This window comes from Paenibacillus lacisoli, from assembly GCF_030580655.1.
GTDB lineage: Bacteria > Bacillota > Bacilli > Paenibacillales > Paenibacillaceae > Paenibacillus > Paenibacillus lacisoli.
In genome coordinates, this window is the sequence record NZ_JAUQTB010000003.1 from 61,773 (window position 1) to 73,574 (window position 11,802).

Genomic DNA, 11,802 nt, shown 5'->3' on the forward strand with positions numbered 1-11,802 from the left:
TTGTCTTCATCCGATTTCAATTCGTAATACTTTCGCCCTGTTGGCCAGGATTCCAGTCTGCGATGATAGGGATATCAAAGGTTTGGGTCACGGACTCGTTCCTTTGACCTTCAGGCTATGGCAGTCCTTCCTTCTAACTTCATTTGGCGAAATAGGGCTGCCGCTCTCCTGAAAAATTTTATTATCAGAGAGGAGGCATCCAGGCTATCTTATTCCTTCCTTCTAACTCCTTAAACCATGTAGGGATAGGGCTTTCCTGGACTCGTTAATCATGATCAATACCATTTATCTGCGAAGAGCCAATCGAATGATTGTTGATACAGGTCAGGGCAGCGAACAGGTTTCCAAGGCTATGTTGGCCTCAGCTCTTAAGAATCTGGAGCAGCTGGGGTATACCTTTTCTCATCCCTTACTTAATACCGTCCGTACCTTGTCGAGAGAGCAGTTTCAATCCCTCTATGACCAGGTCATGGCCGATCTCAAGCTGATGGTGGGTGCCCATGTGGTCTATCAGCCGATGTATCCGGATTTCCCCATGCAGGTGATGGAAGAGGATGACGCCGAACTGTATCTGAATGCCATCTATCATTACGCCACACTGGATTTGCCTGAGTTCAAGTCCATCCAGAGACAGCCTTTGCAGGATGAAGTCCAATTGAAGATCATTGATCTGGGAAGTGAAGAAACCTTCTATCAGATCATTGGCCAGCTGATGCTGGCCAAAGGCTCCATCTCCGAGACGGATAAGAGGGACATCGATGAGGTCATCGGGTTCACCGAACCGGAAGAGCTTGAAGCTATGCTGCCCGCTGAGATTCCGTTCAAAGAAAATGCAGCATTCATCGCAGCCTCGCTGCTGAAGCACGGCAAAGCCAATCTGGTGCTGCTCGGACGTTATTTCAAGACGGCAACCGATGTCCTTCGGCTGGCTGCTGCCTGGTCGGAAGGGGATGTCAGCCTGGCCGCAGTGACCCGGTTCCGTGCATTCAAGCGGCCGGAGAGACGGTTACTGCTGGGCCTCCTGGAGCAATGCGGGGAGATAACAGAGGATATGCTGCGGTACAAGGAACGCTGGATCCGTCTCGGTGAAATCCTGCATCCTTCTGAGTATGCGGGCCGTTATCCAAGAGCTGCTGAAGCCTTTGATATTCTGCGCAATAACAAGCCGGTGACTACCTTCAACAGCAGCGTAGAGCTTGCCTTTCAATACCATAACGTGTGGACCCTGCTGGATCTGCTGGTGCAGCGTCCGGGTGAGTTCGCCAGACGGCTCGATCAGCTGCTGCGGATCACGGAGGATACCGAATATGTTGTGCTGGCCTTCGGGGAAGTGGCCGGCCAGGTATCGACGCCTGTCCTGCTGCAGGTCAAGGAGCATTTTGCCCGCCGTCATGAGCGGCAGGAGCTGCGTGTATTTTTTCCGAAAGGAAATGCGGCCAAGGCTTATGCCATTCCCGATACGCTTCCTGCTATCAACCGAAACGTATGTCAGGACTTTGTACAGCTGTGCGAAGAGATACTGATTCAGCGGTTTGCTGAGCTGTCTCCACTGGGGAAGGTCTATGTTGATGAACGGCTGAAAGACTATCACGTGCCATTTGCCCAGAGGTCAGCCAGCAAGGCGCTGCATACGCTGGTCCGAGGCAGCCGGATTCCCCTGCAGGAAGGAGATACGATCCGCTTTTTCAACTGGTGGAAAGAAGGGATGGTGGACGGTAAGCCGACGGGACGGGTGGACATCGACCTGTCGGCGGTCATGTACGATCACAGCTGGCAGTATGTAGAGCATATCTCGTATACCAACCTCAGGTCCTCCAACTACCTGGCTGTTCACAGCGGCGATATCGTATCGGCTCCCCAAGGAGCATGTGAATTTATCGATCTGCATATTCCTTCGATCCTGGCATATGGCGGACGCTATATTGTAGCGAGCCTTCATTCTTTTACCGAGCAGCCATATTGTGATCTGCCGGAATGTTTTACGGGCTGGATGATGCGGAAGAAGCCGGGTTCTGGTGAGATTTTTGAGCCAGCAACGGTAGCCAACAAAATCGATGTCACGGCAGATACCCAGATTACGATTCCTGTCATTATTGATCTGGTGGAGCGTACGGTCATCTGGACCGACCTGTCCCTGACAAGACAGCCTTATTGGTATAACAATGTGGAAGGGAATCAGAAGGGCATGGTTCTGATGGGACAGGCGATGACAGGATTACGTAAGCCGAATCTGTATGATCTGTTCATGATGCATGCCTCAGCCAGAGGTCAGCTGGTGGAGGCCATGCAGCAGGCCGATACCGTATTTGCGGTGGACGCAGGCATCACTCCTTTTCATATAGAGGAGGTTATGGCGGAGTACGTAGTGTGAGCGTTTATATAGTGTGAGGATCCATACAGTTACTGAATGGGAGCAGCGTGCAGCTGCTCTTTTTTCTGTTATATGATATGACGTTTCGGTGCCATATTTACTTTTCAAGATAGAGCGGGTCCGGATTGGGGTAAATTAGGGCAGAAGGGCTTAAGGAGACGGCGGAGGCTTATTAGGCACATCAGACACATAACGATACACCGACCAACCAATCTATTGGGGAGTGAGAGAGATGAAACTGCCAACTGTACAGACTGACTATTCGTCCGAATCTTATCTGAAGAAGCTGGATGCTTATTGGCGTGCGGCCAACTACCTGTCCGTGGGGCAGATTTATCTGATGGACAATCCGCTGCTGCGGCGGAAGCTGGAAGAGCATGATGTGAAAATTCATCCGATCGGCCACTGGGGGACGGTTCCCGGACAGAATTTTATCTATGCTCACCTGAACCGAATCATTATGAAATATGATCTTAACATGTTCTATATCGAAGGCCCGGGACACGGCGGCCAGGTGATGGTATCGAATTCCTATCTGGATGGCAGCTATACGGAGATTTACCCGGACATTACGCAGGAGGAAGAAGGGATGCGGCGATTGTTCCGGCAGTTCTCCTTTCCGGGCGGCGTGGCCTCCCATGCGGCACCGGAAACGCCGGGATCGATTCACGAGGGCGGGGAATTGGGTTACTCTCTGTCCCATGGCGTGGGAACCATACTGGATAACCCGGATCTGATCGCTGCAGTAGTTATCGGCGACGGAGAAGCTGAAACCGGCCCTTTGGCGGCTTCCTGGTTCTCGAACCGGTTCATCAATCCGATTACGGACGGTGCCGTGCTGCCGATTCTGCACCTGAACGGCTTCAAGATCAGCAATCCGACGATACTGGCACGCTCTACAGACGAGGAGCTCAAGGCGTATTTCACTGGCCTAGGGTGGGAGCCGTTCTTCGTGGAAGGGGATGATCCCGAGGTCCTGCACCCTTCCATGGCGAGAACGCTGGATGCAGCAGCGGAGCGGATTTTAGAGATCCAGCGCCATGCCAGAGAGAATCAGGATGATACCCGGCCAACATGGCCTGTGGTCATTTTCCGCAGTCCGAAAGGCTGGACAGGACCGGAGATGTGGGACCACAAGACGATCGAGGGGTCTTTCCGCGCTCATCAGGTGCCGATTCCGGCCAGCCGGGAGCATATGGAGGACACACCGGCTTTAATCGAGTGGATGCGCAGCTACCGGCCGGAGGAGTGCTTCGACGAGAGCGGCCGGCTGAAGCAGGAGATTGCGGACATCCTGCCGCAGGGGGAGCAGCGTATGAGCATGAACCCGGTTACGAATGGCGGCCGGCTGATCAGGGACCTGAAGCTGCCGGATCTTCGCGACCACATGCTGGATGTGCCGAAGCCCGGCCATACGCTGGAGCAGGATATGGAGGTGCTGGGCCGGTATGTACGGGACCTGATTCAGCAGAACCGGGAAGAGCGGAATTTCCGGATCTTCGGACCGGATGAGACGATGTCCAACCGGCTGTCACCGGTATTCGAAGTGACGAATCGCCGCTGGATGGCTGACATCGAGCAGGCCAATGATGAATTTATGGCGCATGACGGCTTCGTGATCGATTCGCAGCTGTCTGAGCATCAGGCGGAGGGGATGCTGGAAGGATACATCCTCAGCGGCCGCCACGGCTTCTTCGCCAGCTATGAAGCGTTCTTACGGGTGGTTGATTCGATGATTACCCAGCATTTCAAATGGCTGCGCAAAGCAAGCGATCTTGAATGGCGAGCAGAGATTCCTTCGCTGAACCTGATCGCCTCATCCACGGTATTTCAGCAGGATCATAACGGCTATACGCATCAGGACCCGGGTATCCTTGGACATCTGGCAGACAAGAAGCCGGAGCTGGTCCGGGAATATCTGCCGGCCGATGCCAACACCCTGCTCGCCGTCTTCGCGAAGGTTGCCAATGACCGCGGCAAAATCAATCTCATCATCTCGTCGAAGCATCCGCGCCTGCAGTGGTTTACACCGGAAGAGGCGGAGGACTTGGTCGAGCAGGGAATCAAGACCGTTGACTGGGCAGGCAACGCCGGGGAAGGCGAGCCGGATCTCGTTATTGCGGCTGCAGGAACCGAGCCAACGACTGAGGCACTGGCCGCCGTTTCTATTCTGCATGAGAAGCTGCCGGAGCTGAAGATCCGCTTCGTGAGCGTAGTGGACCTGCTGCGTCTGCGCATCTCCAGCCGGGATCCGCGCGGCATGTCAGAGGAAGAGTTCATCCGCTTTTTCACGAAGGACAAGCCCGTCCTGTTTGCCTTCCACGGTTATGAGGGACTTATTAAAGATTTGTTCTTCGATCATGTGAACCGCAATATAACCGTTCATGGCTACCGGGAGAACGGGGATATTACTACGCCGTTCGATATGCGGGTATTGAATGAGATGGATCGGTTCAGTCTGGTGAAGGCGGCTGTGCACGGCCTGCCGGATGCCGGGCGGTATGAGGCGCTTGTCAAAGAGATGGATGCCATGATCGATAAGCATAACCGCTATATTACAGCAGAGGGTGCCGACCTGCCGGTAGTGGCAGATTGGCGCTGGACCGGTCTGAGCTAAAGCGGAAATTGAAGAAGCACGTCCCTTGGAATGGGAAGATCCCGGGGCGTGCTTCTTTGGCGTTCCTAGTATATCCCTGAATTTTTCATGAAAACGCCTCCAATTATTCGGGTAGCCGGAGCGGGCGATCTGGCATAAAATTTGCGTTAGGGAATCACCTGAAGGAGGTTCAATATGTCTACAACTACTAATTATCCATTTCAGAATACGTCACTTCCACTTGAAGAACGGGTAAACGATCTGGTCTCCCGCTTCACCCTGGAAGAGAAAGTGAATCTCATGATTCAATATCAGGCTGCCGTCGAGCGGCTTGGTGTCAAAGCATATAAGCATGGTACGGAGGCCGCACACGGTATGGCCTGGCTGGGCGAAGCTACAGGATATCCGCAGCCAATCGGTCTGGGCTGTACCTGGGATACGGAGCTGATGCAGCGCATCGGTGACGCGATCGGCGATGAAGCCCGCGGGTTCTACAAGCGCAATCCGGAGATTAATGGACTGACCCTGTGGGCACCGACCGTCGATATGGAGCGGGACCCGCGCTGGGGACGTACCGAGGAAGCGTACGGTGAAGATCCGGTGCTGGCTGGTAAGCTGGCGTCCGCATTGGTACAGGGTATTCAAGGCGATCATCCGAAGTACTTGAAAGCGGTTGCCACGCTGAAGCATTTTATTGCCAACAATAATGAAGTTGGACGCGGCGATCAGTCGGTCAGCATTGACCCGCGCAACATGCGTGAATACTATCTGAAAGCGTTCGAGATTCCGTTCAAGGAAGGCGGCGCCCAGTCGATGATGACGGCGTACAACGCCATTAACGGTGTACCGGCTAACCTGAGCCCGGACGTGAACGGGATCGTGAAGCAGGAGTGGGGCATGGACGGCTTTGTCGTGAGCGATGCGTTCGACGTGTCCGGTACGGTGCGTGACCATGGCTATCTGGAGACACATAAGGAAGCGGTTGCTCGTTCTGTTAAAGAAGGCGGTATCGACAGCCTGACGGATGACGGCGAGCTGATGAAGCAGTCGCTGCGCGAAGCATTGGAGGAAGGCCTGCTCGCCGAGAGCGACCTGGATGTGGCGCTGCGCAATACGTTCCGTGTCCGCTTCCGTCTCGGGGAATTCGATCCGGAAGAAGGCAATCCGTATGCGGCGATCGACGAGTCGGTGATTCTGGCTCCCGAGCATGCGAAGCTGTCCCGTGAAGCAGCCGGCAAAGCGGTTGTCATGCTGAAAAACGAAGGCGGCATGCTGCCGCTGCAGGCAGACCAGCTGAAGAAAGTCGCAGTCATCGGCCCGCTCGGCGGTACGGTGTATCGGGACTGGTACAGCGGCTCTCTGCCTTACGCGGTAACTCCGCTGCAGGGGATTCAGGAGAAGCTGAAAGGTACGGGAGGCAAGACCACATTTGCAGGAGGTACCGACCGCGTTAAGCTGAAAGCGAAGCAGAGCGGCCGCTATGTGCAGGTGCAGGACGGTGAGCAGGCAGCACTGGCAGCAACCGGCGAAGCAGCTGATCAGGCAGCAGTGTTCGAGATGACCGACTGGGGCTGGGACAGCCAAACGATCATTGCAGAAGGCAACGGCAAGTACCTGACGACCGATGACCGGATCGTGAAGGCTTCGGCTGATCAGATCTGGGAGTGGTTCACAAAGGAAGTCTTCCTCGTTCGTCCTTCTGAAGAGGGCGCAGAGCAGGTTACCTTCTCCACATGGAACGACACACCTGTTACTGTTGGCGAGAACGGTGAACTGCTCGTAGGCAGCGGCAGCGCGGAAGAAACGGCGAACGAGATCAACGTAGCTGGAGCAGCTTCCGTATCTGGCGGAGAAGAGGAAGCTATTACGGCGGATGTCTTCGAGGTCGAGACGGTAACTGACAAGTTCCAGGCAGCGAAGGAAGCGGCAGGAGACGCGGATCTGGCGGTTGTCTTCGTCGGCAACCATCCGCTCATTAACGGGAAGGAAACGATCGATCGTCCAGACATTACGCTGGCAGCATCTCAAGAGCAGCTGATCAAGGAAGTGCTGTCCGTAAATCCGAACACGATTGTTGTTGTCGTGGGCAGCTATCCGTATGCGCTGAATTGGGTAGATGAGCACGTACCGGCTGTATTGTACACGACACATGCGGGTCAGGAAATCGGAAACGCGGTGGCTGACGTGCTGTTCGGGGATGTGAATCCTGCGGGCCGTCTGAACATGACCTGGTACAAATCAGTGGACCAGCTGCCGGAATTCATGGATTACGATGTGATTCAGGGCGGCAGAACGTATCAGTACTTCGAAGGGAATGTACTGTATCCGTTCGGACATGGGTTGTCCTACTCCTCGTTCCGTTATGATGGACTGAGCCTGGACAAAAATTCGGTGAAGGCAGATCAGGACCGCGAAGTTAGCATTACCGTTCGTGTCACGAACACCTCCGATGTGGCAGGCGAAGAAGTGGTGCAGCTCTACGGACATGCCGAGCAGTCCCGTGTGAAGCGTCCGCTGAAGCAGCTGCTGGCGTTCCGCCGTGTGCAGATCCAGCCGGGCGAGACAGCTGAAGTGAACTTCACCCTGCCGCTGTCCGAACTGGCGATCTGGGATGTGACCCGCGAGCGCTTCTGCATCGAGCAGGGCACGTATACCTTCATGGCGGGTGCTTCCTCGTCGGTTCTGCCGGTGAGCGCAGCGCTTGACGTACAAGGTGAAGTCATCCCGCCGCGTGATCTGAAGCAGCCTGTGAAGGCCGTGAACTATGATACGTATGAGGGTGTGCTGATCGGTGAATGCCGCGAAGGCGGCAGTGCAGTGGAAGTGAAGGGGCAGAGCGGCTGGATCGCTTTTGCTGATGCGGAGTTTGGCGAAGGTGCAGACAGCGTGAAGCTGCAGGCGGCGAGCCCTACCGCAGGATCGGCGGAGATTCGGCTGCAGAGCCCGGACGGACCGCTGGCTGGACGTGTTGAGCTGAAAGCAGGCGGCGCACAGGATTGGAACGACTACACCGCTGAGCTGAACGGCGTGAGCGGCCGTCAGGATGTCTATGTGATCCTGAATGGCAGCGTATCGCTTAGCACGATTCAATTTCAATAAACAGAGAACATGATTTGGACTTGGGGACACTCCGGTTTCTTAGGGGGAAACGGATGAAGAAGGGCTGGGCCTTCCTGCGGGGAGGCCTGGTCCTTTTGCGTTATAGTGGGGGAACGAGGGAATTGTAGGAACAAGCACTTGTTGAATGTACATCATCCGGGTCCATGGTCTTCCCTTTCCGTGCATAGTATGGTAGAACTGAGTAGAGGCTATACTGTACAGACGCTTGTTGTACCCGATGAGGCCGATAGACAGAAAGGATGCTTAAATGTATGTATGTTGTATGCAAAGACCACGTAGAACTGGCCCTTGACCTATTCGTTGATGAATTCGAAGACGCACCGGATGTGGTGGACCTGAAGGAAACGGAATTCGCGGACTGGGATCCGCCGGCCAAATGTTCGCAGTGTGAGCAGCATGCCCAGTACCTCGTCGTCTAGCTGACCGCAGCAGGCTCCGGAGTCACTGTGAATCATTGATATCTCTTGTATAATGAACAAGCCGTCCCTAGCTGAGTGAGATAGGGGCGGCTTTTTAGTGTGATATATTGCTGTGGTGTCCATCCTCGTCCTGCTGCGGATCGGCGCGGTGGATGAAGGCTGGTCTAGGTTATGAACCGGCTTCCTGCGGCCGATCTGATCCGTCGGCTGCTTAGCCGCGTGGCTTAAAGATGCCGAACGGTTGGCCGACAGGCAGGAAGACCCGTCCAAAATGTACGTTTAGCACGGCTGCGCCGGCGCCATACAAGGACAGCAGCCCGATGCCCATTTCGGCATAAGCTGCGATGGTATGGAAGATATGCGGCGCTACGCCGAAGGCGTCGAAGCTCAGGCCCAAGAATAGAAAATCGATCAGTACGAAGATGAAGAACAAGACCTTATGCGTCTCCATGGCGCCGATCGTCATGAACAGGGTGAAGATCAGATATCCGATAAAGGCGAAGCCCAGCTGCTTGCCGTCTACAGCGGAAGCCAGCTCCGGGCCGAAGACGCCCATCTTGACCATCCAGCTGCTCGCGGTGGCGAACCAGAAGAAGGCGTAGGCGCCAAAGGCGGTCATGCCGAAGGTATTGTTGTGCTTGGCGTCCTGAATGCTGGCGAAGAGCTGCGCGAAGGCGCCGAGGGAGATGGCCCAGGGAATGACCATGCTGAGGCCGTCCGTGAGGCCCAGCTTCTGGGATGAGGCGACCAGGGTCACGATAGCCAGGCCGAAGAGGCCGATCGCGCTGGGATCCGCCGTGGTGATTTTGATGTTCGTGGGAGCTGCGTTGTGCATAGGGTTCGTTAAATCCTCCAGTAATGTTCGAATACGCGGAGTCTGCCGATGCCAGTACCGCTGACCTATTGTAACCGATTGCGGGCGGTTCGGCTATGATATTTTATGGTGACAGTAAGCGAATAGCGGAAATTCAATTAGAAGTTAGAGATCAGGAGGACATGATGTTCATACAGATTATTGGTGTAGGCAAATTGAAGGAAAAATATCTCGTGCAGGGTATTGCCGAGTATGCGAAGCGGCTGACGCCGTATATCAAGTTCCAGGTGATTGAGGTCCCGGACGAGAAGGCGCCGGAGACGATGAGCGAGGCGGAGGTGCGGCAGGTGAAGGACCGCGAGGGAGAGCGGATCCTGTCGCATGTGAAGGGCGATGCCCATGTGATCGCCCTGGCCATTGGCGGCCAGCTGTGGAGCTCGGAGGAGCTGGCCGCGGAGCTCGACAAGCTTGGCACCTACGGGACGAGCCATGTCGTATTCGTCATCGGCGGCAGCCACGGGCTGTCCGATGACGTGCTGCGCCGCGCCCAGCAGAAGCTTAGCTTCGGGCGCATGACGCTGCCGCACCAGCTGATGCGGCTGGTGCTGGTGGAGCAGGTGTACCGGGCGGTGAAGATTAACCGTGGGGAACCGTATCACAAGTAGGGCGAAAAGGGGGTGAGCTACCCACGACTGGCGGAAAAGCCGAATTAAACGGGCTGCTGCGTGTTTCTTGGAGTTACAGATAAAGGGAAAGACCGGTTCAGTCCCTTGTCTTTTTCGAATATACAGCATGGACAGTGCCCAGAAAAGCGACCAAGTCAACGAGGATTTACCGGAGGCTAGGGTCACTTTTAGTTCTTTCCGCCAGATTCGTAATCGATTCAATGTCTTGATCGGTTAATTGGTCCAGAAAATATTTGCGTATTGCCATTGAGACGATGGGTAGGGCCTCATCCAAAGCTGCTTGTCCGGCAGAAGTGATGATGACCTGGACACCACGGTCTGCGTCTAAAGGACTCCTTATAACATAGCCCCGTTTTTCCATCCGCGTCAAATGATGGGATAATCTGCTCTTATCCCAGTTCATCAAGTCGGCTAGTTCCTGTTGGCGAAGCTTGCCATTTCCGAATTGGACTAACCGATCTAGTATTCCAAAGTCTCCTTCTGATAGCCCTGTTTGTTCAGAAAGCTCCTTAACAACGCGACCGAAGATTCGCTTAAAGGAGCCTTTCCACATATTCCATATTTGCATTTCATCTTCGCTTACTTTATTGATATCCATGCAAGTATAATATCATGGTTGACACATCAACCACAAGATGTTAGTCTACATTTAGGTTGACGTTTCAACCAACTGGGAAACTGACGAATTCTCAGTTGATGTATTAACCTGCATCGTGCCTTCCCAATTTCCTTAAGGAGTGTGCAATCAAATGGAATATGTAAAACTTGGACGCAGCGGGCTAGAGGTCTCAAAGTTAAGCCTTGGAACCATGAGCTTCGGAGTACCTGAACGCGGCAATACCCCATGGTCTCTGGATGAGGAGCAAAGTAGACCGATTATTAAGAAGGCAATCGAATCGGGCATCAACTTTTTCAGCACCGCCAACATGTATTCCGACGGAACAAGCGAAGAAATTCTCGGACGTGCCTTAAAGGACTTCGCTCATCGTGACGAAGTCGTCATAGCAACAAAGGTATTTGTTCCGATGCGCAAAGGTCCGAATGCTATGGGACTTTCCCGTAAAGCTATCATGACCGAAGTTGATAACAGTCTAAGACGACTCGGAACAGACTATGTCGATTTGTACCAGATACATCGGTGGGATCCTAATACGCCGATTGAGGAGACCATGGAGGCTCTTCACGATTTAGTTAAGGCGGGCAAGGCCAGATACATCGGTGCATCCTCGATGCTGGCATGGCAGTTTGCGAAAGCTCAGCATGTCGCAGAGCGCAACGGCTGGACACGGTTCGTTTCCATGGAGAATAGATTAAACCTGCTCTATCGGGAAGAAGAACGAGAAATGCTCCCCCTTTGCAGAGACGAGGGAGTTGGCGTCACTCCTTACCTACCTTTGGCTGCAGGCCGGTTAACTCGGGATTGGAATGAGCAGACCGTGCGATCAGAGAAGGACCAGGTAGCAAAGGCTTTGTTTAATAAAACGGAAGAGGCTGATCGCAAAGTCGCGGAAAGAGTTGCAGAAATTGCCGCTAACCGGGGGATTTCGCGCGCACAAATTGCACTTGCATGGTTGCTGCAAAAGGAAGAGGTCACAGCGCCGATTTTGGGTTCGACCAAAATCAGCCATCTGGAAGATGCGGTTTCGGCGTTGTCGGTTAAATTAACTTCTGAAGAAATTACCCGTTTAGAAGAACTGTATATTCCACATCCATTCGTATAAATTTGACGCAAGTAAGGCGTGCATCTGCTAATCATGCAAAGCCTAATTCTTATATGTTCAATTCTATGGAAAGAA

Annotated in this window: 8 protein-coding genes; 6 read left to right on the forward strand and 2 right to left on the reverse strand. The window is 53.9% G+C overall.

Annotation, left to right across the window (positions count from 1 at the left end; genetic code table 11):
* The first annotated feature begins 271 nt into the window (after positions 1 to 271).
* The 4 genes from Q5741_RS07235 to Q5741_RS07250 all read left to right on the forward strand — a co-directional run bounded on the left by Q5741_RS07235 (position 272) and on the right by Q5741_RS07250 (position 8,506).
* The gene (locus Q5741_RS07235; RefSeq protein WP_305023411.1) at positions 272 to 2,371 is read left to right on the forward strand and encodes a TerD family protein; all 2,100 of its coding nucleotides are present in this window, start codon (positions 272 to 274) and stop codon (positions 2,369 to 2,371) included.
* 232 nt (positions 2,372 to 2,603) lie between these two features.
* Positions 2,604 to 4,988 carry a phosphoketolase family protein gene (locus Q5741_RS07240; RefSeq protein ID WP_305023412.1) on the forward strand — a complete coding sequence of 795 codons (2,385 nt, stop codon included), beginning with the start codon at positions 2,604 to 2,606 and terminating at the stop codon, positions 4,986 to 4,988.
* A gap of 174 nt (positions 4,989 to 5,162) precedes the next feature.
* A complete protein-coding gene (locus tag Q5741_RS07245) occupies positions 5,163 to 8,066 on the forward strand; it encodes a glycoside hydrolase family 3 protein (protein WP_305023413.1) in 2,904 nt (967 codons plus the stop codon).
* 272 nt (positions 8,067 to 8,338) lie between these two features.
* Positions 8,339 to 8,506: a CxxH/CxxC protein gene (locus tag Q5741_RS07250; RefSeq protein ID WP_305023414.1), complete on the forward strand. Its 168-nt coding sequence runs from the start codon at positions 8,339 to 8,341 to the stop codon at positions 8,504 to 8,506.
* Between the two features lie 211 nt (positions 8,507 to 8,717).
* Here the strand turns inward: Q5741_RS07250 and Q5741_RS07255 are convergent, their stop codons facing one another.
* The gene (locus tag Q5741_RS07255; protein WP_305023415.1) at positions 8,718 to 9,341 is read right to left on the reverse strand and encodes an acetate uptake transporter; all 624 of its coding nucleotides are present in this window, start codon (positions 9,339 to 9,341) and stop codon (positions 8,718 to 8,720) included.
* Positions 9,342 to 9,505: 164 nt separating this feature from the next.
* Here Q5741_RS07255 and rlmH point away from each other — a divergent pair, with 164 nt between their 5' ends.
* Complete coding sequence (gene rlmH, locus Q5741_RS07260) at positions 9,506 to 9,985, forward strand: 23S rRNA (pseudouridine(1915)-N(3))-methyltransferase RlmH (RefSeq protein WP_305023810.1); 480 nt, start codon at positions 9,506 to 9,508, stop codon at positions 9,983 to 9,985.
* Between the two features lie 166 nt (positions 9,986 to 10,151).
* On the opposite strand, the gene Q5741_RS07265 is transcribed toward rlmH, so the two are convergent.
* The gene (locus Q5741_RS07265; protein WP_305023416.1) at positions 10,152 to 10,604 is read right to left on the reverse strand and encodes a MarR family winged helix-turn-helix transcriptional regulator; all 453 of its coding nucleotides are present in this window, start codon (positions 10,602 to 10,604) and stop codon (positions 10,152 to 10,154) included.
* 151 nt (positions 10,605 to 10,755) lie between these two features.
* Here Q5741_RS07265 and Q5741_RS07270 point away from each other — a divergent pair, with 151 nt between their 5' ends.
* Positions 10,756 to 11,727: an aldo/keto reductase gene (locus Q5741_RS07270; protein WP_305023417.1), complete on the forward strand. Its 972-nt coding sequence runs from the start codon at positions 10,756 to 10,758 to the stop codon at positions 11,725 to 11,727.
* Positions 11,728 to 11,802 lie beyond the last annotated feature (75 nt).